This window comes from Sutcliffiella horikoshii (assembly GCF_021991925.1).
Classification (GTDB): domain Bacteria; phylum Bacillota; class Bacilli; order Bacillales; family Bacillaceae_I; genus Sutcliffiella_A; species Sutcliffiella_A horikoshii_F.
In genome coordinates, this window is sequence record NZ_RXZI01000004.1 from 164,995 (window position 1) to 186,476 (window position 21,482).

Sequence of the window (21,482 nt, forward strand, 5' to 3'; positions counted from 1 at the left end):
GAGTTCACACCTCTATCACTGTTGTTATCTCTCTGAAAGCTGCTGTTAGGACTTCATCACATTTATTGGTTATGAGCGTTCCTGATTGAAGTGGCGCAATTTTTGCAAAAGCCGCTTCATTTATTTTGGAGGAATCCGCGAGAAAGAAAGTTTCGTTCGCAAGCTTAATTGCCAAATTCTTCACACTCGCTTCTTCAGGATCAGGAGTTGTATAACCACTTTTAGGGTGTACACCATTGGCCCCAATGAAAGCTTTATCAAAGTTGTATTCCAATAAAGATTGACTAGCTTTGCTGCCGATAATGGCGCCTGTTTTATTTTTCATGAAGCCTCCCACTATATATGTGGTCAGTCCTTTTTCCATTAAAGATTGGATATGGGCGAACCCATTGGTAACCACCGTTATCTGCTTGTTTTCCAGATAAGGAATCATTTGAAATGTCGTGGTACCTGCATCGAGGAAGATACAATCGCCATCCTTTACATGCTCTGCAGCTGCTTTAGCTATCTGTTGTTTTTCGTGAAGATAAATGGAAGATTTCTCGAGTATGCTTGGTTCTTCGCCCTTCTGATGGATCCTTGCAGCTCCACCGTGCACCCTTTTTAATTTATTCATCTCTTCCAGTTGGCTCAGATCTCTGCGTATTGTCGATTCCGATGCCCCTGTTACATCTATAAAATCTTGCAGCTTCACAATCTCCTGCTTTTGTACCAAGTTTAAAATCCTCTGTTGCCTTTCTGGTGTTAACATGAAAATCACCTTTCCACATGTCGTTTATCTTTATTTTTATTGTAATGTAAGCTCTTTCAAAAATCAATCAAAAACATTCATAAGTTGCCAATACCAATCAAAAGCGAGCAAAAATAGTTATTAGATTGATTGGGAAGACACCTATTTATTTTCTAAAAAATAAATTAGTAAGTATATTTTTTCATTAGTGTTATAATGAAGGTTGAAATCCTCTAGAATAAGCAAATTATGTATAGCTATTTTGTTACAACTTAATAGGGGTATGAATGATTGTTTTTTTCGGTTGAAAGAAAATACATATATAGAGGTGAGACCAATTACTATATCATCGACCCAAAGTCTAGAGAGTATTACAGTAGGTCACGTCTATTATCTTTTTCAAGATAAAGACGTCTATATGGACCACTTAATATCTTTTGTGAACACAGGAATCAAGAGGGATGAAAATATCCTTATCATAGAAAGCATGAAAAATATTCCGAAGATAAACACAGAATTAAATAAACATTTTAACGAGGCACAAAAATCAAATATACGAGTAGTAAATAATTTCGATTACTATTTCGCAAGTGGAGACTTCAATACAAAGGCTATGTTAGCTCATTTTGCAAAAGATGTAGTACTATTCAATGAGGAGAATAATTCTATCCGCACATGGGCCAATGTGGAATGGGCTTCAGATGATCCAGATGCAGAAAAGTTAAAACTCTATGAGGCAACCATAGACGATTTTGTACTGGACGAAAAAATGGTTTCGGTTTGTGCCTACTCCCACAACTCAATCACTCCAATGTTAGATTTAATCTTAAAAAAGTTACATTACTATCAAATGACTGATGAAAGCTTTTCAGTGTCAAACTTATATAAAAAACCTTGAGGACTTCCCTCAAGGTTTTCTTTATTATATATACTTCCGATGCACACTCTTGCCATCATACGTAAACAATACATTCTTGGTCTCAATCACCGATTCCATATGGACAGGTCTACCCCAAATTTGAAAGATGTACGGCATTACTTTCTCTAGGTATTTAAGGTCTAGCTCAATTCCCTCAAACCAATGTTTCAAATAAAGCTCCCCTGCTCGTAAGTAATCCCCATCATTTACCGTAATGTACGGGAAACCACCGTTTACCCGCATGTTCACCAGCTGGTCGCGCACCCCTTCCCAAGCTTTATCGACAATTTTGTAATCCTTGCCTTGTTTTTGGAATAGGTACATATCCTCCCGCATGACAAGATCCTTGTTCAGGTAGTTTCTAAGGAAGGAAATATCTGACTCCACTTCCCTTACCTCAAACATTTTCTCCCGTCCTGAGCCAGGTACCACCCCATCCCTCTTCATCGCTTCCGTTGGGTTGTTATATCTTTCTTCTATATCCTCAAATATTTTAATGCCAAGATAGTATGGGTTGATGCTTGTTTTGGATGGCTGGACAACACCGGCGTTCAGCTTTGCATACTCCAGGGCCTCGTCGCTTGTGAGGTCCATTTCCCGAAGGATCCGTTGATGCCAATAGGAAGCCCAGCCTTCATTCATGATTTTGGTTTCCATCTGTGGCCAGAAATAGAGCATTTCTTCACGCATCATGGTCAGAATATCACGCTGCCAATCCTCAAGTTCGCTGCTGTATTGCTCGATAAAAAGAAGAATATCCTTTTCTGGCTGGGGAGGAAATTTCTTTTTTCTCTTTTTGGGTACTGCTTTCGGTTTACTTCTATTATCAAGATTCCACAAATCATCATATTGACTTACTTTTTTAGGTGCTTCTTCCTCTTCTTCCATATCCTCCATGCTCCAGGCAAGCTTGGAGCGGACCAGGGAAGGATCGATATGCTCCTGTATCGCAAGCACCGCATTTAGGAAGTCCTCTACTTCCCTTTTTCCATAATCGTGTTCGTATTGCTTGATCCTCTCTGCCGTGGCTGCCATGCTTTCCACCATATCCCTGTTTGTATTCTGGAAACGACAGTTGTTTTTGAAGAAGTCACAATGAGCCAGGACGTGTGCGACAATCAGCTTATTTTGTATTAATGAGTTAGTATCCAGTAAAAAGGCATAACAGGGATTGGAGTTGATCACCAGTTCATATATTTTGCTTAATCCCAAGTCATAATGCAATTTCATTTTATGAAATTGTTTCCCGAAGCTCCAGTGGGAAAAGCGTGTAGGCATTCCGTAGGCTCCAAAGGTATAGATGATGTCGGCAGGACAAATTTCATAACGCATTGGGTAAAAGTCCAGTCCAAAGCCCTTTGCTATCTCGGTAATCTCGTCAATGGCATGAAATAAGGCCTTTTCGTCATTTGCTTTCATTAAAACTACCTCCCTTTTCCTCTTATCACAATGTATGAACAAGGTGACAATATCATGAGAGGGGATTGTTCAAAGACAACATTTTTCCTTAATTCACGTTAACTATAGGCAAGGAATGTTATACTATTTTAGAGATTATTAAAGGGGTTTTTACATATATGGAGTTTCTACTTTTCATCCTATTAGGCTTTTCCATCAGTATGCTTTCCGGTTTTTTCGGCATTGGTGGGGGGCTTGTCCTGACACCTGTGCTTCTATTGTTGGGGTATACCCCCATTGAGGCTATTTCGACAAGTCTCCTCTATACAATCGGCACATCGTTGGCAGGAGTGTATGCACATTTCAAAATGAAGAATATCCAATGGAAGGCAGCCTTGATTATTGGGGCGAGTGGTGTAGTGGCCACACAGGTCGCCTATCCAGTCGTCAGCTGGCTTGAATCAAATGGATACGATACGACCGTTGTTCCAATTCTGTATCTTGCTTTACTGACTTATTTTGCATATAAGATGTTAAAGAAGGAGAAAGATTCTACAAAAACACCTTACGATGCGTCTGCAAAAGGCCAAGGAATCCTGAAATTCATTTTCATTGGAATTATTGCAGGGTTTTTATCCACAACGCTTGGCGTAGGTGGTGGATTTATCATTGTGCCATTGTTGATCGCTTACTATGCTTTCTCTTCCAAACAGGCTGTCGCAACAAGCTTGGCTGGGGTTATTTTGATTGTCAGTGCAGGATTCATTACATATGCGATCAATAATCCAATCAACTTCAGGGTAGGACTGCTTTTAATCGCAGGAGCAATTATCGGCTCTCAGCTGGGGGCACGGGCCACTTCCTTCTTCAAAAGCAGAAGCATCCAGAAACTCTTGGGGTTCCTGTATATTGTGACCATGCTCTCCTTGATATTAGAGATGCTCGAGCTTTCTACTGTCGGCTTAATCGCCTTAGGGTGCTATACAATTTTCATTAATATTTTCCTCATTACTAGGCTTCTAAGAAAAAAAGTACAGCCCTCCTTGTAATGTAAGAATCTTTTATCACAAATAAAAAAACCGTTCTTCATTATAGATGGGAAGAACGGTTTTTTTCATTTACTTTTCATACTCTATCAGGAAGCCAAATAGGATAAAAATGCTGTTGCGATACCAAAGTAGATCATTAACGATAAAATATCGTTCAAAGTGGTGATCAGAGGCCCGGATGCTATTGCTGGGTCAATGTTAAGTTTATATAGGATCAAAGGTATAATGGTACCTGCTAGCGTTCCTATTATTAATGTCAGGAATAAAGACGACCCTACAACGACACCTAAAACCCAGTTACCATCTTGCCATACATAAGCTATCAATGTTATTAATATTGCACAAGTTATACCTATGGTGATCCCTACTCTGAATTCACGCAATACCAATCTAAAGACAACCTTTTTATCAATTTCTTTAGAGATTAACCCACGTACAACCACCGCTAATGATTGTGTTCCAGTGTTACCTGTCATTCCAGCTATCATCGGCATAAAAAATGCTAATGCCACTACTTCATCTAACGTTGCTTCGAATCCACTTATGATACTACCTGAAATTAGTCCAATAAATAATAATAAAATAAGCCATGGAAGCCTTCTTTTAGATGCAACTAGTGCTGGGGTATCGAAGTCGATATCCTTACCCGATGCGGAGAGTTTTTCAATATCCTCATTTGCCTCTTGAATAACGACATCGATTACATCATCGACCGTTACAATCCCTATAAGTGTTTTCTCATCATCGACTACTGGTACAGCCAAGAAATCATAACGCTCGATTACTTGTGCCACTTCTTCTTGGTCAGTATCCACATGGACAGATATTACACGTGAAAACATGATATCTTGTATCTTTTCATCTGCATCAGCTAATATTAGGTCTCGATAGGAGACAACTCCTACAAGCCTTTTGTGTTCATCAATTACATATAAATAGTTGATTGTCTCTGCCAATTCAGCAAAGGTCTTTAATTTATCAACCACTTCTCTAACCGTATATTCCTGAGGAATCCATACATAACGGTTAGTCATCAATCGGCCAGCTGTTTCAGCTTCATATTTCATTAAATCCTGAACAGCAGTCGATTCTTCTTTGTTCATTTTTGATAAGAATCCACTTTTTGTTTCTGGATCCATTTCTTCAAATAATACGGCAAGATCATCATTATCCATTAAATCCATGACCTTGGCTGATTTATCCACACCAATTTTCTGTAAAATTTCTAACTGAAGTTCCTGGTTAAGCTCACCGATTAATGCTGTCAATTGATCAATTGTCAAATATGTTAAAAAACGCACCTTGTGCTTTTCGGGTAGCTGTTGATAGATGATTCCTGTATCATATGGCTGAAGTTCTTCAATGATATCTTGAAATGCTTTTCTTTTTCCCTCTTTTAAAAAACTTATAATGTTTAATATGATTTGATCCTCTGTCATGTTTTTCACCATGAGCTTTGCCTCCTCTGCGTGCTAAGGAGCACAAGGAATCACACCATTAAATTTACCATTGGGGTGGATAACTAAAAATGGTATGTATTCTCTTGTACTTCTTATAATTTTCGTCCTCGGACTTGGACTACTATCCATTTTCGTTACCACCACCTTGATTTATCTTTAAATTTTTTTGTGTAACTCTCTGTTACTTTTCAGAGGTGTTCCCTTTTGGCACTAGAGGAAAATCATGGAATTCGCGTTCCCACTCCCATTAAAAAAAGCACCTGTCATCCAATGAATGAAGGTGCATGAAGGCATGGTTAATCCTTATGATTTCCCTCATTCGTAGAGCTTTAGCACTGTGTGGCATAGGAAAAAATCCAGCTGCATTAAATACCACCTTATATCGATGGTCTCTGTTGACCCATTGGCGTCTTTGGACGTTTCTGGGCAGCAGCATATCTCCACACAGGAGCCTCACCTAACGAAGGTAAATGAGTTATTTTGAGTTTCACAATTACTACTCTACAAGGGGAAAACGGATTGTGTCAACCTTTTTCGGCAACGCTTTTTCTCTTGGATGACGATTTTTTGATCTGTTTCTTTTCACACTGAAATGTAAGCGCTACAATATATGTTTAAGGGCTTCTTCTTCTTTTATCTAATATCTAAACTATTAAATACCCCATATTCCTTCCATACAAACCACTTCCATTACTTCTAAGTTATTCTGCCTCATTATTAGAGGAAACATTACTGTTGAGAAACAGATTTTTGGACTTGGCTGCGAGATAAATTCCAACCTTCTTATTGCGATTCCACTCTTCCTGAAAGACAGATATTGGTGGGTTTGTATCTTCCACAAAGTATGATATTTCGGGAGTAAACGACGGCCTTTTGAACTCTGTTACGAACCAGTCGGAAAACCCTCCACCTACAGCATGTTCCTCTGGCTGATCAAGGGGATACCCTGTGATTGCTGATAATTGATCAGCTATTTTTTTATCCCGCTTTACAACTGTCTGATCATTTTTGAAATACCAATATAAAACCCGACCTGAGGAATGGTAGGTGACTGCCATCAAAGGATCGATCTCTCTTGTAAAAGTCACAACCGCTTTGACCTCTTTCGCCTGCATAGGGAATTTCCCTTTGTAGTATTGGTAAGAAGGATCGATCGTTTTTTCTTTGATGCTTTCCCAGCCTGCTGGATATTGCCTGTTCAAATCTATTCCAAGCCCATTTGCTTTCCAACGATCAAAATCAGTGCTGTTATTGTTCATCTCCACTAATCGTTTCTGATATTGTTTGGGTAAGAATCCTATTCCTTCTTGTTGAATTCGGATCCCATCAGGATTCACCATTGGGATGAACCAAATAGAGACTTCATCCAAAACTTTTGAATCGTATCCGAATATTTTTTGATTTGTTTTATATGCATGTAAGTAATATTCCAACTTTGTCATGACAAGACTTGTGGTAAGCCATTCTCGACCATGGTGCCCTCCTAGGATGAGGATGTTATCTTTACCATGTCCTAATTTAGCAGCCCAAATATTTTGACCGAACTCAGATTTCCCAACCAACTTAATAACCATCTCATCCCTATATTTTCTTTTCAGCAACTTCAAGTCTTCACGCATCCTGTCATACGTGTACCATTCCTGAGCGTTGACTATTTGCTCTGCCTGTGTAAAGGAGGGGTGGAATTGTATCATAACCAAAATCAAAATGACCGCTTTACATCTCTTCATTTATACACCTCTGAATTGCATTTCATTTATTTTGTGTAAGTTTTCGTTTGGAGATACGACCAACATTTTCATTGAGGAAAACCTGGCTTTTTAACACAAAATAATAGCACTCCTTAACAAGAGGAGGCGAGGAATTCAGATGAACACAGTTGATTATGATCGAGCGTTATATTACACGCACCGCTCAGAATGGGATAACCTGCTTATCCTGATGGTGCGGACAAAAGATGACTTCCTCTCCAAAAATATCGAGCATTTTCTTCACTCCTACAATTTCTCTAAGGACTACAAGGAGATCGAGAAGAATCTGTATCAACTATTACGATATATTGATCACGCTGTAACAAGGAGCACAGAAGATCAATTGGATGAGATAAGTCACGGATATATGGTGTGATTCCATTTCTTAGGTGAAACAGTGATCCGGGGTGCGACGGCCTTGGGTTGCTGTTTTTTAATTTTCAATAAAAAAAGGCCTTTAATCAGGCCTCTTCACTCTGCAACAGGTATTCACGCATTTTCACATACATTACTAATTCTTTATATAACGCATCCACCAGTTCCGCACTCTCTGCATTCACGGTGTCATTTTCATAATCAAAGCAATGCGGATCTAGAACTAGCTGTCTTGGTATCACATTCGCGTATACTCCACGGCCCACCACACGCATATTGTTCAATGCATTGATACCGCCTTTCCCACCACCAGCTACTGCCAACAATCCGACAGGCTTGCTGTGAAACTGTTCGCTGCCAAGGAAATCCAATGCGTTTTTTAGTGCACCGCTCATACCGCTATGGTATTCGGGGGAAAGTAACAGGACAGCATCTGCTTCTTTCACCTTTTCCCTTAAAGATTTCACATTATCAAGCTCTGCCTGATAAGCCTCACCATTATATAATGGGATGTCCCCCTCGCTTAGATCAATAATTTCCACCCCGTATTTCCTATTTAAAGATCTTGCAGCTATTCCTGTACGTCCACTTTTTCTTGGACTTCCATTGATCGCTAAAATTTTCATATGAACTACTCCCTCCAACTTCTTTATACTTTCAGTATATTCGACAATGAGTGTTGGCAAATCGGAAGAAATAGCTAACTTCCCCTACGAAAAACGAATCATTTTTTCTACGACTAAAGATGTACGTAAGTCAGGCAATGCCATGTTTCACGGCATATAACGCCGCCTGTGTCCTATCTGCCACTTCCAATTTGGCTAAAATATTGGAGACATGCGTCTTCACTGTCTTTTCGGTGATGAATAGAGCGGAGGCAATTTCTTTATTGCTTTTCCCCTTTGCAATCTCCGCTAAAACTTCCAGTTCTCTTTTTGTAAGATCCTCATGGAGGGTCTTATTTCCCACTCCCCTTGAAAAATGGGACATCACATGGGAAGTTACCTTCGGATGGAGCTGGCTCTCCCCACGATGGACCGCACGTATAGATTCGATCAGCTGATCAGGTTCCACATCTTTGAGTTGATAACCGGACGCCCCTGCACGTATGGCCGGGATAACATGGTCCTGATCAGAGAAACTTGTCAGGATCAACACCTTGGACGGAATTTTTCGTTCCATGATCTGTTTGGTTGCTTCAATTCCATCCAATTCCGGCATCACCAAATCCATCAGGACAACATCCGGCTTCAGGGCTTCTGCTAGCTCCACCGCTTCCTTCCCGTTCTTTGCTTCCCCGACAATCTCAATATCCTTTTGCGTTTTCAAGAAAAAGAGCAAGCCTCTCCTTACAACGTGGTGGTCATCTGCAATCACAATTCTAATCAATTTTTTTCCTCCTTTGTCAATGGCAGTTCCACCCGCACAAGTGTACCTTTGCCAAGTTCACTTAACAGTGTGAACGATCCTCCTTTGGCTTCGGTTCGTTCCTTCATACTCCTTAAGCCTAAAGAAGGAATCTCTTCACTTTGTGTAAAAGAAAAGCCTGCTCCTGTGTCTTTGATCTCCATCGAGACTCTTTTGTTTTTCACTTCAATCAGCAAGCAAGCGTTCTTTTTTCCCGCATGCTTCTTGCAATTGTTCAATGCCTCTTGGCCAATGCGCCATAAGCACTCTTCGATATGGTTCGGTAGGTCGATAACACCCTTAACTTCCGAATGAATGGTGAGCCCAAGCACTTTGCCATAATTGAGTAAGGCACTGACGACCCCATTTTCCAACCCTTCCGGCCTAAGCTGCCAGATGAGTGCACGCATTTCACTTAATGCTTCCTGGGAGAGCTCCTGCATGTATGTCAGCATCTCAATGATTTGCGGGTCCGTTGTAAGCTCTTTAGTCCCTCTGGCAGTGAGCACAAGTGAAAAAAGAAGCTGATTCACAGAGTCATGCAGATCTCGTGCCAACCTGTTCCGTTCGGCCAAAATGGACAAATGCTGTTCATTTTCTGAAAGCCTGATTCGCTTGATCGCGGTTCCAATTTGATAGGCAACAGACTCTAAAAGTGCAAGCTCCGTATCCGAAAAATGTGTTTTGGACGGTGCCGCTACATTCAGCAGGCCAAACTTTTCCTCTCCCGCGCGTAATGGGACTGTTGCATGGTGGGTGATATTGTTCGTTTCCCCCCATTCATATTTAACTGCATCCTCCAATCTTTTACAGGCAATGATATTGGATGCACGCTTGAGCCGGCCGTCCTGATATCGATCAAGGCACCAACACCCTCCGTCACACATGGCTTTTTTATTGTGACTTTTTAGGGCCTCTGGCAACTGATGCTCTGCAGCTAATTCGTATTTCCCTTTTTCATCTATTAAGTAAATCCAACCTGTTTGGAGGCTTGTCACTTGAAGTAGTTCTTTTAACACACTTTCTAGCATCGTTGGTAAATCATTCGCTTGATTGAGCGATTCTGCAATGATTTTAAGTGCTCTCAGTTCTTGGATTCTTTGATTTTCCTGGACCACGTTGAAGCCCCCTTGTTTCGTATAGCTTTCATGTCATTATTATCTTTCTATTGTAACAGGGGGAATCCCTTTTGGCTTTCGGAAAAAGTCCGGGGTTTTTGTACGACTTTGGTCGTAGTTGAAGGGCGAAGCGTAACTTTTTTGTGAGTAATTATGAAGACTTCTTACACGTCATTTCCTCCGATAGGGGTTTTCATAAGTTCGATGAAGACTTGGAAGTACTAGTTTTCTGCTTACTGAAGTCTTCATATGTACGATGAAGACATGGACGTCCTGGTTTTCCGCTTATTGAGGTCTTCATTGTCTTGACGTCCATTCCCGTACTTCAACCTAAAAACAAAAACCGCCTCAAGCACAACTACTCTACTTGAAACGGCACCTAATATTGAACTAATTTTATGCTATCGGATAATTCTGCACCAATGGATGCACGACTATTTCATCAATCAACATATGCTTCGGTGCACTTGCCATATAAGCAACCGCTTCGGCAATGTCTTCACCTTTCAACCAATCCTTCTTATCCTCCACTCCCTGTTCGGAGTTATTGAAATAGCTATCCACCATACCAGGGTTCACGGTACCTACACGAATTCCGTATTCACGAACCTCTTGAGCCAATGAACCGCTAAAACCTTGAACAGCATATTTAGTGGCAGTATATGCAGATCCGTTTGCTATAGTATAGCGCCCAACATCAGAAGAAATGGTGATGATGGTCCCTGCCTTTTTTCCTTTCATATGTGGCAGCACCGCTTTTGAGCAGAGAAATACGCCTTGCACATTCACATCAAACACTCTTCTCCATTCTTCCACCGTTGTATCTTCTACCAGTTTGAAAAAGCCCATTCCGGCATTATTGACGAGAACATCTACTCCTCCAAAACCGTTTATAACCGTTGAAACCATAGCATCAACTGACTTTTCCTCAGACACATCCACCTGATACCCTTTTACCTGGTCAAACCCTTTTTCTTTCATTTCCGCTTCAACATTATGTATGTCATCCGAGCTGCCTACCAATGCCAGTTTCATACCTTTTTCTGCAAGCTTATATGCGATGGCTTTTCCGATTCCTCGGGATGCTCCAGTAACGATCCCCACTTGATTCTTCAACATTCATGATCAACCCTTTCGTGATGTATAAGCAAATAGATATTTTTCGCATAAAAATTGGGTGATTTTTAGTTTTCTGTATGTGTGGCCCATAAGAAATGGAAAGGCGATCCACCTCGCCTTTCCATCCCCTTCACAAGCTATATTATCTTATGCTTTCCCAATACTATTCAAAAATTGATCTACTTTCTCCATCAACGAAGTGGAGATAGTATCCAACTTTTCTTTGCTCTGTTCCATTGTTTCAGACTGAGTCCCAATGTAGAACTTAATTTTCGGCTCTGTACCCGAAGGTCTTACACATACCCATGTACCGTCTTCTAGGAAATATTTCAGTACATTTGACTTTGGAAGTTCCATTTTTTCTATATCTTTCGTTTCCACCACTAGCCTTTCTTGTGTGGAGTAATCCTCAATCGCTGTAACCGCATATCCTGCTACTTTCGCTGGTGGCGTGTCCCGGAACGCCGTCAGAAGGTTAGCAATCTGTTCTGCCCCTTCTTTCCCTTTTAACGTCAAGGACTTCATGCCTTCCAGGTAGTAGCCATACTCCTCATACAAGTCCATTAACCCTTCATACATGGTCTTGCCAAGTCTCTTGTAGAATGCGCAAATTTCTACTGCCATGATGCATGCTTGTACAGCATCTTTGTCACGGGCGAAATCAGAAATCAAGGAACCGTAACTCTCTTCGTAACCGAATAAGAAAGTATATTCCCCGCTCTCTTCATACTGCTTGATTTTCTCCCCAATAAACTTAAATCCTGTTAACGTGTCAACCGTTTCCACTCCGTAGCTGTCTGCGATAACACGGCCGAATTCCGATGTTACAATCGTTTTCAGCATAACACCGTTTGAAGGAAGGGTACCTGTCGCCTTCTTTTCAGACAATAAATAGTGTAAGAACAGGGCACCTGTCTGATTACCAGTCAACACCACATACTCCCCAGCAGCATCTTTGACTGCAACTCCAAGGCGGTCTGCATCAGGATCTGTTGCAATCAAGATATCAGCATCGATTTCCTTGCCATCACGGATTGCCAGTTCAAATGCTGCATGCTCCTCGGGGTTAGGAGATGAGACAGTGGAGAAGTTCGGATCTGGCTGTTCCTGCTCAGCCACCACTTTTACATTCTTATACCCAAGTGCAGAAAGGCCTTCGCAAACTGGCAGATTAGCTGTTCCATGTAAAGGAGTAAATACCACCTTCACATCCTCGCCCATTTGCTCACCTAACTCTGGGTGTACACTGATGGTAGTAAGTTGCTTCAAGTACTCCTTGTCCAGTTCTTCGCCAATGATTTTAATCAGGCCCTTATTTTTTAATTCTTCTTCTGAAGAAACTTGAATTTCCAGCTCATTTTCTACTTCTTTTACTTTTGATATAACCTGATCCGCTTCAAACAACGGTAATTGTCCGCCATCTGGACCATACACTTTGTAGCCGTTATATTCTGGAGGGTTATGGCTCGCAGTAACCACGATCCCGGAGAATGCTTTCAAATATCGTACAGCAAATGATAACACTGGCGTAGGACGCAGGCTTTCGAATACATACGTCTGGATACCATGGCTTGCCAATGTTTTGGCTGCTTCCATTGCAAACTCTGGAGATTTATGACGGCAATCGTAAGCGATGGCAACTCCGCCTTTTTTCGCTTCTTCACCGAAGGATTCTATGTAGCGTGCCAAACCTTCCGACGCTTTTCGGACGGTATATATATTCATTCGGTTCGTACCAGCTCCGATTTCCCCTCGCATTCCACCTGTACCAAATTCCAATTCTTTATAGAAACTTTCTTCTTTCGCCTTGTCATCGTGCTTCATTTCTTTTATCAGCTTGACCATCTCTTCATCAAGTTTGGTGTGTGACTCCCAAAGGTCAAATTTCTCCATCCATTTCATCTGTCTTTTCCTCCTTGCGTTTATCAGGATACAGTAAGACTTCTACTTCCATACTAATGCTTCCTGCAAAAAAAATACGTCGAATTATGACAAATTACGCGTACGTGAACGTTTTCACTCATTATTATACTAAAAAAGAAAAGGAATCGCATTCACAATTCCTTTTCCAATCTATTTTATTTATCCAATTTTACTCACTGAGGGCTCAGGCTCCTCTTCATCCACTGCCGTCACGGCATCACGAAGATGACGGTCTAGTTCTTGACTGAATTTATCCTTCTGTGGTCCGCTCCAGACAAGCTCTCTTTCCATGCAATCCAATACTTTTTGTTTCCATTTCTTCACCCAATCGATATTAAAAAACATGGCGCCTGTTCGTCTGATGAAAAAATCAAGTGGGGTTGCAGCCATCTCTTCACGGATAGCGTAAATCAATTGAACATACACATCAATCGGTAACCCAAGCTGGACTGCCTTCCCCCGCTCCGCTTCCGCTATTTTATATAACTTATCAATATTGGAACCATACATGGATACAAGCCTTCTTGCTTCTTCCACCGTAAATCCATAGGCTAATCCCTCTTCACTCTTTTTTGCTACAAAACGAGGGAAATTGTGGGAACCACCTACATCACCTCCAGATATGGGCATTTTCTTTGTTTTGGAAGCTCCATATTTCTTTCCACCCTCCTTGTTTAACTGCTTGTTCAGCAAATTCACCACCATCTCGGCCATTTTTCGATATCCTGTCAATTTTCCTCCTGCTATCGTAATCAGTCCTGATTCTGATACCCAAACCTCATCCTTCCTCGAGATCTCTGATGCGGACTTTCCTTCTTCATGGATAAGTGGTCGCAATCCTATCCAACTGGACTCAATATCCGATTCTTCCAATTGTACGGAAGGAAACATGAATTTTATGGCCGAAAGAACGTAAGCCTTATCTTCCTTCGTCATCCTTGGATGAACCTTATCATCTGTATAGACCGTATCAGTCGTGCCCACATATGTTTTTCCCGCTCTTGGGATGGCAAAAATCATCCGCTTATCCTCTGTGTCGAAATAAATAGCCTGCTTGAGTGGGAACTTTTTCTGATCAAAGACCAAATGAATTCCCTTTGTCAGTTGAAGGTGCTTCCCTTTTTTCGAGCGGTCCATCTCACGGAGCGTGTCCACCCATGGACCTGCGGCATTAACTATCTTCCTGGCGCGAATTTTATAGCTTTTTTTACTAAGCTGGTCTACTACTAGTGCTCCAGCAACTTTTCCGTTCTCGTAAAGAAGCTTCTCCACTTTTGCATAGTTTACTGCCTCGGTCCCCTGCTTGATGGCTTCTTTCATGACTTCTATGGTAAGCCTGGCATCATCTGTGCGGTATTCAACATAGACACCCCCACCTTTTAAACCTTTGCTATTCAGTAGAGGTTCACGTTTCTGTGCTTCCGTTGCATCTAACATCTTCCTGCGCTCTGTCTTTTTTACATTGGCAAGGAAATCATACACTTTCAATCCAAGGGAGGTGGAGTACTTTCCGAATGTTCCGCCTTGATAGATCGGCAAAAGCATCCACTCCGGTGTGGTGACATGCGGACCATTCTCATACACGACCGCTCTTTCTTTGCCGACCTCCGCAACCATCTTCACTTCGAGCTGTTTCAAATAACGCAAGCCTCCGTGAACAAGTTTTGTCGACCTGCTTGATGTTCCACCAGCAAAGTCCTGCATTTCCACTACAGCCGTTTTCATTCCGCGAGTGGCGGCATCGAGTGCAATTCCACAGCCCGTTATACCTCCGCCAATTACCAGGACATCGTATGTTTCCTCAGCCATCTTTTCCAATAAGAGTCCTCGATTAAAGCCTGCGAATGTAAGTTTCTTCATCTGTAACGCCCTCCATCTCTATTAGTATGTATATAAACAATAGGCACTTTTCGTAAACTTTGTTGCTTTTTCGTATGGATACAGTAACCGTTATTTTTTTTACTGTCGTGCTCTTTTCCCTGCCGTACTTGAGAAACTACTTGCACCTAATAGAGCATGAAAGCAGTAAAAAGTCCAATTGCCGACTTTTTACAAGGATATAGCAACAATCTTTGAGAAAAGAGCCATACAAAAAGAGACCACAGGAAACATAGACAAAGCAAAGGCTCTGAATATGTTCTGTGGTCTCTCCTAATCTCCAACCGTCTTATTAACTTATCACTACTATATCATATGCAGCGCTTACTTAAAAGCCATAGTTGCATGAACCGCTTTTTTCCATCCTTCGTAAAGCTTTTCTTGATCTTCTTCCATCATTTCAGGATTAAAGGTATTATCCTTTTGCCATTGTGAGGCGATCTCCTCTTGATCTTTCCAGAAACCAACTGCAAGGCCTGCCAAATATGCCGCACCAAGTGCCGTCGTTTCATTCACCACTGGTCGCTCCACTCCCACACGTAATATATCACTCTGGAACTGCATGAGGAAGTTATTCTTCACCGCACCACCATCAACCCTCAAGGCTTTCAAGGAGATCCCGGAATCTTGTTCCATTGCCGTTAGTACATCTTTCGTCTGATAGGCCAACGATTCCAGCGTCGCTCTGATCAAATGTTCTTTGGAAGTTCCGCGCGTAAGCCCGAACATTGCACCGCGAACATCACTATCCCAATAAGGAGTACCAAGTCCCACGAAGGCTGGTACGACATATACCCCTTCAGATGATTCGACTCGCATGGCATATTCTTCACTCTGACTCGCATCTTTGAACATTCGAAGTCCATCCCGAAGCCACTGAATCGCTGATCCTGCAACAAAAATACTTCCTTCCAATGCATAGGTCACTTTTCCATCCAACCCCCAAGCGATGGTAGTCAACAAGCCATTGTCTGACTGTATCGCTTTATCGCCAGTGTTCATGAGCATGAAGCATCCTGTGCCATACGTGTTTTTCGCCATTCCTTTTTCATAGCAAGCCTGACCAAACAAGGCAGCCTGCTGGTCACCTGCAGCACCAGCAATGGGAACCTCTTGACCAAAGAAGTGAAAGTCGACCGTCTTTGCATACACTTCCGATGATGCTTTCACTTCCGGAAGCATCCTTGCAGGCACACCTATGATTTTCATTAATTCTTCGTCCCATTTTAATTCATGGATATTGAAAAGAAGCGTTCTGGAGGCATTTGAATAATCTGTTACATGTGCTTTACCGCCTGAAAGTTTCCAGATCAACCACGTATCAATGGTGCCGAAAAGCAAATCACCTTGTTCCGCTTTATCCCTTGCCCCTTCCACATGGTCAAGGAGCCATTTCACCTTGGTTCCCGAAAAGTATGCATCCACAAGAAGTCCCGTTTTCTCCCGGATTTTCTCTTCATGCCCTGCAGCTTTCAATTCCTCGCATATGGCTGCCGTTTGCCTTGATTGCCAAACGATGGCATTATGTATCGGCTGACCTGTATGCTTATCCCATACAACTGTTGTTTCCCGTTGATTAGTGATACCTATCCCTTCCACCTGTTCCGGTTTGACCCCGGACTCTGAAAGACAAGATGCGATGACTGCTAGAATGGAGCTCCAAATCTCGTTTGCGTTATGTTCCACCCAGCCTGACTTTGGAAAATACTGTTTGAATTCCTTTTGTGCCGTATAGACCGGCTCCCCTTTTTTATTGAAAAGAATGGCCCTGGAGCTTGTGGTCCCCTGGTCCAATGATAAAATATACGTTTCCATCATCTCTCCTCCTCCACTTTAATCATTTCGAGTAATGCTCCCAAAGTTCCTGCTTGGATGTAGTGACCGCCGTGGCTCCTGCTCCTATCGCACGATCCACATCCTCTATTGTGCGGATCAGTCCACCAGCAAAAACCGGTATTCCCGTTTTCTCCTTCACTTCCTGGATCATGTGAGGAACCACACCTGGAAGAACTTCAATAAAATCTGGTTGCACCTTCTTTATTACCTGATAACTCTTTTCCACCGCATTTGAATCCAGCAAAAACAATCGCTGAATGGCATAGATCCCACGCTGTTTTGCCTTTGTGATCACTGCTGCTCTCGTGGACACCAGCCCTGCAGGCTTCAGTGTCTGACAGAGAAACTCCGCTGCATGCTCATCGTTCTTGATTCCCTGTATCAAGTCGACATGAATGAACAGTTTCTTCTTTTCCCTTTTTGCGGCCTTGATGAAACTGGGAATCTGTGAAAGTTGACTGTCTAATATAACACCATACTCGTAGCTGCTTTGTAAAAAGAGTTCTAGTGTTTTACCGTTCTTCACTGCAGGTAGGATGGTCTGGTTTTGAAAAGTCATGGGAAGCCTCCCGTTTTTAATGAATTATAATATGAGACTGGTAAAATAAAAAGCTCACACTTACAGCACCAACCAATACATCAACGGCAACGTGATGAGGGTCAATAACGTACTGATTAAGGTCGCGCTTGAAACGAATTCAGGCTCTGTATTGAATTCCAAAGCATACATAGTCGTATTCGCCGCGGCCGGCATCGCTGCCATGATAATCATCAACTGTTTGATCATCGGATCCACCGGAAGCACCAGCGTAAACAGAAATGCAATGAATGGTGAAACGATCAGTTTTATAGAAAGAGCGTAGAGCAATTTCTCCTTTGCGGTTGTACGGATAGATATTTTCGCAAGTTGCATTCCAAGAATGACCATGATAACAGGAATGGTTGCGTCTGCCACCAAGTGGACCGCCTGCATGATAGGTTTTGAAACGGGGACTGATATCCCTTGGAAAAGGAGTCCAATAATTGCTCCATACATGATTGGCATTTTCACCACCGACATAAGTGCCGAACGGATGCCATCGTTGTCCGGACTCCCTTTTGCCGCATAATATACTCCAACTGTTGCCATGAGCAGGGACTGAATGACCATCAGAACAATTGCATACTCAAATCCTGCTGCACCAAAGAGCAACAGGGCAACAGGTGTCCCGTAATTTCCATTGTTCATGAAACTTGAGGATAGGATGAGACCACATGTTTCCGATTTGGAATATTTCCTTGCCCATGCAACAAAGTAGGTAAAAATGATTAATGAAAAACAAAGCAAACAGCAATATATGATGATATATAAGTGGTCACTGGAAAAGTCGTTCACGTAGAAAGTCCTAAATACAAGAACAGGTGACAAAAGATACATCGCCATCTTCGACAATGCTTTTACATCAAATCCAATTGTCTTCTGTCCAATAAACCCTATTGCAAATATCATGAAAACCGGTAATATTACCTCAAAAAATATCAATCTGCTCTCCCCAAATCTTATGTAAATTAATTGTGTGTGACTATTTTGTACTTACTATACTATCAAAACTTTTGACATTTATCTTCTTACCAGTTTTTAATCATTGCACTTCTATACTTGAATGGAGTATGATGTAACTAACAAATATCCGATTATACAGGTGGGATTAATTATATATGAAAAATAACACTTTACCAAAACCCTTGGTCACCTTTAATCAATGGTTCATATTGACGTCCGTTATCCTGTCCCTTACAACCGGCTTATATTTTCTGATGGCGGTACCTTTACTTGCAGGGCTTATGGGATTATCGCTAAAGTGGAACCCAGTTATTAGTGTAGCAAGGAAATTCCTTTCCAAGCCTCCAGGGTCCTATCCACAAGAAGATGTTGCCCAGCTTCAATTTAATCAGACCATCGCGGTTGCCTGCTTGGCACTTGCTTTGATTGGATTTTATACCGGGTTTGTCATTGTTGGGTATGCGTTTGCCATTATGGTAGGAGTCGCCTCTGGTGTTGCCTTGATGGGCTTTTGCATAGGATGTTTTATCAGGTTTCAGTGGCAGCAGTATAGATATCGTCGCGCTAATTAACGTGATGAAATAATTTTGTTGATGTGAACTCCTCTTTGGAGTTCATTTTTCTTTGTCCTAAAGTGATTAATAAATTGTAAATAGACTTTATCTCTTTTAAGAGGCTAACAATGTCCTCATTGGGAGTGGAAAAAATCAAACATTGTCCTCATACACCTCGTATGACGACCTTTTTCTGTAAAAATCCCAAACATTGGCCTCATACACCTCGTATGACGACCTTTTTCCGTAGAAAATTCCAAACATTGTCCTCATACACCTTGTATGACGACCATTTCCTGTAGAAACCCCCAAACATTGGCCTCATACACCTCGTATGACGACCATTTCCTATAGAAACCCCCAAACATTGGCCTCATACACCTCGTATGACGACCATTTCCTATAGAAACCCCCAAACATTGGCCTCATACACCTTGTATGACGACCATTTCCTGTAGAAACCTCCAAACATTGTCCTCATACACCTCGTATGACGACCATTTCCTCTAGAACCCCCCAAACATTGGCCTCATACACCTCGTATGACGACCATTTCCTGTAGAAACCTCCAAACATTGTCCTCATACACCTCGTATGACGACTTTTTTCTGTAAAAACCCCAAACATTGTCCTCATACACTGGACACATTAAAACATAACCAGCTTTTCCCCTTGTAAAAAGTACTGAACGTTAAAAAAGCGACCCCCATAACAGGGTCGCTTCTTTATTACTTTTTATACTTGATTTCGTAAACATCCCTGCGACGGTCCTTCAACTGACGCACGGTTCCTGATTGGCGCTGACGACGGAGAATTTCCAAGTCAACATCCCCGATGATTACCATTTCGATATTCGGATTACATTCTCCCACAATCCCGTCCCTTGCAAATTCGAAATCAGACGGCGCAAAGATAGCTGATTGTGAGTACTGGATATCCATGTTCTCCACTTGTGGGAGGTTTCCGCAAGTTCCAGCAATAACCGTATAGATCTGATTTTCCACTGCACGAGCTTGGGCACAGTAACGAACGCGTAAGTAACCTTGGCGGTCTTCTGTATTAAATGGACAGAAGATAATGTTCGCACCTTTTTCAGTAGCAATACGGGCTAATTCCGGGAACTCAATATCATAGCAGATTTGTATCGCAATCTTACCGCAGTCTGTATCAAAAACACGTACACTGTCACCGCGGCTGATCCCCCACCATTTACGCTCGTTCGGAGTGATATGCAATTTATATTGCTTCTCGATTGTTCCATCACGTCGGAAAAGATAAGCAATATTAAATACCTTTTCATCTTCCTCCACAAAATGGGAGCCTCCGATAATATTCACGTTATATTTTACAGCAAGATCAGTAAAGAGCTGGATATACTGCTCTGTAAACTCTGTTAAACGTTGTACCGCTTTACTTGGTACCTTTTCATGCAGAAAACTCATAAGCTGCGTCGTGAAGATTTCTGGAAACACTGCAAAGTCGGCTCCGGCATCTGACGCAACATCCGTGTAGTACTCCACTTGTGTGGCGAATTCCTCAAAGGAGCTGATGGATTTCATCATATATTGAACTACACAAATCCTTACAGGGAATGAGGTTTTAAAGTGTCGTTTTGTCTGTGGAATATACTCCACATTGTTCCATTCCATCAGGGTAGCATATTTATTGGAAGCGACATCGTCAGGAAGATAACCCGGATTGATACGCATTAAGGTAAATTCATTCAACAGCTGGAAAGATAAAACCGGGTCATAGATTTTATGACGCATCACTTGTCTGACATATTCTCGTGGTGTCATCTCCCCTGCATACTTATGATAGTTCGGGATCCGTCCACCGATGATGATACTTTTCAGATTCAGTCTGCGTGCAAGGTCTTTCCTTGCTTCATACAGGCGGTGACCGACTTTCATTCGGCGGTAGCCCGGATGCACCATCACTTCAATCCCATAAAGGTTATAACCGTCTGGATTATGGTTCGTGATGTAACCTTCATCTGTGATGTCATCCCATGTGTGACGGTCATCATATTCATCGAAGTTAATCAGCAAACTTGAGCAGGACCCGATAATTTCCCCATCATATTCTGCACAGAGCTGCCCTTCTGGGAACATATTCAAATGACTTTCAAGGTGCTCCGGTTTCCACGGCTGCATGCCAGGAAAGCACAAATGTTGCAAAGCAATAATATCATCTATGTCTTTCATTTCTATATTTCTGATAATCATCTTTTTCTCAAATTTAGATAAATCGATTTTTGACAATGCCTTCATCTCCTATCCTTATGTACAAAAAATCATGAAGGGCTGTTTCTGAATAAAAAAAAGGAGAATAGCCCAATATTACTTATTCCCCAATTTTATCATAACGAAACACAAAACATGAAAGGACAGACTCCTTGCCCAAAATAGTGGGTCAAGGG

Annotated in this window: 18 protein-coding genes and 1 riboswitch; of the genes, 4 read left to right on the forward strand and 14 right to left on the reverse strand. The window is 41.8% G+C overall.

The genetic code is table 11. The features are described 5' to 3' along the window. Positions 1-4 precede the first annotated feature (4 nt). Complete coding sequence (locus EKQ44_RS13055; RefSeq protein WP_237663997.1) at positions 5-751, reverse strand: DeoR/GlpR family DNA-binding transcription regulator; 747 nt, start codon at positions 749-751, stop codon at positions 5-7. A gap of 262 nt (positions 752-1,013) precedes the next feature. On the opposite strand from EKQ44_RS13055, the gene EKQ44_RS13060 reads away from it, so the two are divergent. Continuing rightward, positions 1,014-1,628: an MEDS domain-containing protein gene (locus tag EKQ44_RS13060; protein WP_269151666.1), complete on the forward strand. Its 615-nt coding sequence runs from the start codon at positions 1,014-1,016 to the stop codon at positions 1,626-1,628. 24 nt (positions 1,629-1,652) lie between these two features. Here the strand turns inward: EKQ44_RS13060 and EKQ44_RS13065 are convergent, their stop codons facing one another. Next, positions 1,653-3,068, reverse strand: coding sequence for a SpoVR family protein (locus EKQ44_RS13065; protein WP_237663999.1), 1,416 nt, complete (start codon positions 3,066-3,068; stop codon positions 1,653-1,655). 158 nt (positions 3,069-3,226) lie between these two features. Here EKQ44_RS13065 and EKQ44_RS13070 point away from each other — a divergent pair, with 158 nt between their 5' ends. Further along, positions 3,227-4,096, forward strand: a complete 870-nt coding sequence (locus tag EKQ44_RS13070; RefSeq protein ID WP_237664000.1) for a sulfite exporter TauE/SafE family protein — start codon at positions 3,227-3,229, stop codon at positions 4,094-4,096. Positions 4,097-4,182: 86 nt separating this feature from the next. Here the strand turns inward: EKQ44_RS13070 and mgtE are convergent, their stop codons facing one another. Together mgtE and EKQ44_RS13080 are read right to left on the reverse strand one after the other, a co-directional pair. Continuing rightward, positions 4,183-5,547, reverse strand: coding sequence for a magnesium transporter (gene mgtE, locus EKQ44_RS13075; RefSeq protein WP_237664001.1), 1,365 nt, complete (start codon positions 5,545-5,547; stop codon positions 4,183-4,185). 316 nt (positions 5,548-5,863) lie between these two features. Further along, a riboswitch (M-box (ykoK) riboswitch) is annotated at positions 5,864-6,028 on the reverse strand. 229 nt (positions 6,029-6,257) lie between these two features. Continuing rightward, positions 6,258-7,286 carry a M14 family zinc carboxypeptidase gene (locus tag EKQ44_RS13080; protein ID WP_237664002.1) on the reverse strand — a complete coding sequence of 343 codons (1,029 nt, stop codon included), beginning with the start codon at positions 7,284-7,286 and terminating at the stop codon, positions 6,258-6,260. A 139-nt stretch (positions 7,287-7,425) separates the two neighbouring features. Here EKQ44_RS13080 and EKQ44_RS13085 point away from each other — a divergent pair, with 139 nt between their 5' ends. Next, on the forward strand, positions 7,426-7,683 hold the full coding sequence (locus EKQ44_RS13085) for a YhdB family protein (protein WP_029326573.1): 258 nt from the start codon (positions 7,426-7,428) through the stop codon (positions 7,681-7,683). A gap of 85 nt (positions 7,684-7,768) precedes the next feature. Here EKQ44_RS13085 and EKQ44_RS13090 read toward each other — a convergent pair whose 3' ends face one another. From EKQ44_RS13090 to EKQ44_RS13130, 9 genes are all read right to left on the reverse strand, one after another. Beyond that, entirely contained in the window at positions 7,769-8,308 is a 540-nt protein-coding gene (locus tag EKQ44_RS13090; RefSeq protein ID WP_237664003.1) for an NADPH-dependent FMN reductase, read from the reverse strand. Between the two features lie 130 nt (positions 8,309-8,438). Further along, the gene (locus EKQ44_RS13095; RefSeq protein WP_269151667.1) at positions 8,439-9,071 is read right to left on the reverse strand and encodes a response regulator; all 633 of its coding nucleotides are present in this window, start codon (positions 9,069-9,071) and stop codon (positions 8,439-8,441) included. Further along, positions 9,068-10,207 (reverse strand): GAF domain-containing sensor histidine kinase, encoded by a 1,140-nt coding sequence (locus EKQ44_RS13100; RefSeq protein WP_331254662.1) that lies wholly within the window; start codon positions 10,205-10,207, stop codon positions 9,068-9,070. The genes EKQ44_RS13095 and EKQ44_RS13100 overlap by 4 nt, the downstream gene beginning before the upstream one ends. Before the next feature lie 396 nt (positions 10,208-10,603). Further along, entirely contained in the window at positions 10,604-11,326 is a 723-nt protein-coding gene (locus EKQ44_RS13105) for an SDR family oxidoreductase (protein WP_237664004.1), read from the reverse strand. A 147-nt stretch (positions 11,327-11,473) separates the two neighbouring features. After that, on the reverse strand, positions 11,474-13,228 hold the full coding sequence (locus EKQ44_RS13110) for a phospho-sugar mutase (RefSeq protein WP_237664005.1): 1,755 nt from the start codon (positions 13,226-13,228) through the stop codon (positions 11,474-11,476). 180 nt (positions 13,229-13,408) lie between these two features. Next, positions 13,409-15,109 (reverse strand): glycerol-3-phosphate dehydrogenase/oxidase, encoded by a 1,701-nt coding sequence (locus EKQ44_RS13115; RefSeq protein ID WP_237664006.1) that lies wholly within the window; start codon positions 15,107-15,109, stop codon positions 13,409-13,411. 342 nt (positions 15,110-15,451) lie between these two features. Beyond that, positions 15,452-16,942 carry a glycerol kinase GlpK gene (gene glpK, locus EKQ44_RS13120; RefSeq protein ID WP_237664091.1) on the reverse strand — a complete coding sequence of 497 codons (1,491 nt, stop codon included), beginning with the start codon at positions 16,940-16,942 and terminating at the stop codon, positions 15,452-15,454. 22 nt (positions 16,943-16,964) lie between these two features. Beyond that, the gene (locus EKQ44_RS13125) at positions 16,965-17,522 is read right to left on the reverse strand and encodes a glycerol-3-phosphate responsive antiterminator (protein WP_237664007.1); all 558 of its coding nucleotides are present in this window, start codon (positions 17,520-17,522) and stop codon (positions 16,965-16,967) included. Positions 17,523-17,582: 60 nt separating this feature from the next. Beyond that, complete coding sequence (locus EKQ44_RS13130) at positions 17,583-18,485, reverse strand: AEC family transporter (RefSeq protein ID WP_237664008.1); 903 nt, start codon at positions 18,483-18,485, stop codon at positions 17,583-17,585. A gap of 176 nt (positions 18,486-18,661) precedes the next feature. Between EKQ44_RS13130 and EKQ44_RS13135 the strand changes: the two genes are divergently transcribed. Then, the gene (locus EKQ44_RS13135; protein ID WP_237664009.1) at positions 18,662-19,078 is read left to right on the forward strand and encodes a DUF4395 domain-containing protein; all 417 of its coding nucleotides are present in this window, start codon (positions 18,662-18,664) and stop codon (positions 19,076-19,078) included. Positions 19,079-19,788: 710 nt separating this feature from the next. On the opposite strand, the gene EKQ44_RS13140 is transcribed toward EKQ44_RS13135, so the two are convergent. Beyond that, positions 19,789-21,288 (reverse strand): bifunctional GNAT family N-acetyltransferase/carbon-nitrogen hydrolase family protein, encoded by a 1,500-nt coding sequence (locus EKQ44_RS13140; protein WP_237664092.1) that lies wholly within the window; start codon positions 21,286-21,288, stop codon positions 19,789-19,791. Positions 21,289-21,482 lie beyond the last annotated feature (194 nt).

Coding starts and splice junctions, on each gene's coding strand:
- EKQ44_RS13055 (WP_237663997.1), bottom strand. CDS start 751: ATGTTAACACCAGAAAGGCAACAGAGGATTTTAAACTTGGTACAAAAG.
- glpK (WP_237664091.1), bottom strand. CDS start 16,942: ATGGAAACGTATATTTTATCATTGGACCAGGGGACCACAAGCTCCAGG.
- EKQ44_RS13090 (WP_237664003.1), bottom strand. CDS start 8,308: ATGAAAATTTTAGCGATCAATGGAAGTCCAAGAAAAAGTGGACGTACA.
- EKQ44_RS13140 (WP_237664092.1), bottom strand. CDS start 21,288: ATGATTATCAGAAATATAGAAATGAAAGACATAGATGATATTATTGCT.
- EKQ44_RS13060 (WP_269151666.1), top strand. CDS start 1,014: ATGAATGATTGTTTTTTTCGGTTGAAAGAAAATACATATATAGAGGTG.
- EKQ44_RS13125 (WP_237664007.1), bottom strand. CDS start 17,522: ATGACTTTTCAAAACCAGACCATCCTACCTGCAGTGAAGAACGGTAAA.
- EKQ44_RS13085 (WP_029326573.1), top strand. CDS start 7,426: ATGAACACAGTTGATTATGATCGAGCGTTATATTACACGCACCGCTCA.
- EKQ44_RS13110 (WP_237664005.1), bottom strand. CDS start 13,228: ATGAAATGGATGGAGAAATTTGACCTTTGGGAGTCACACACCAAACTT.
- EKQ44_RS13065 (WP_237663999.1), bottom strand. CDS start 3,068: ATGAAAGCAAATGACGAAAAGGCCTTATTTCATGCCATTGACGAGATT.
- EKQ44_RS13080 (WP_237664002.1), bottom strand. CDS start 7,286: ATGAAGAGATGTAAAGCGGTCATTTTGATTTTGGTTATGATACAATTC.
- EKQ44_RS13115 (WP_237664006.1), bottom strand. CDS start 15,109: ATGAAGAAACTTACATTCGCAGGCTTTAATCGAGGACTCTTATTGGAA.
- EKQ44_RS13135 (WP_237664009.1), top strand. CDS start 18,662: ATGAAAAATAACACTTTACCAAAACCCTTGGTCACCTTTAATCAATGG.
- EKQ44_RS13105 (WP_237664004.1), bottom strand. CDS start 11,326: ATGTTGAAGAATCAAGTGGGGATCGTTACTGGAGCATCCCGAGGAATC.
- EKQ44_RS13070 (WP_237664000.1), top strand. CDS start 3,227: ATGGAGTTTCTACTTTTCATCCTATTAGGCTTTTCCATCAGTATGCTT.
- mgtE (WP_237664001.1), bottom strand. CDS start 5,547: ATGGTGAAAAACATGACAGAGGATCAAATCATATTAAACATTATAAGT.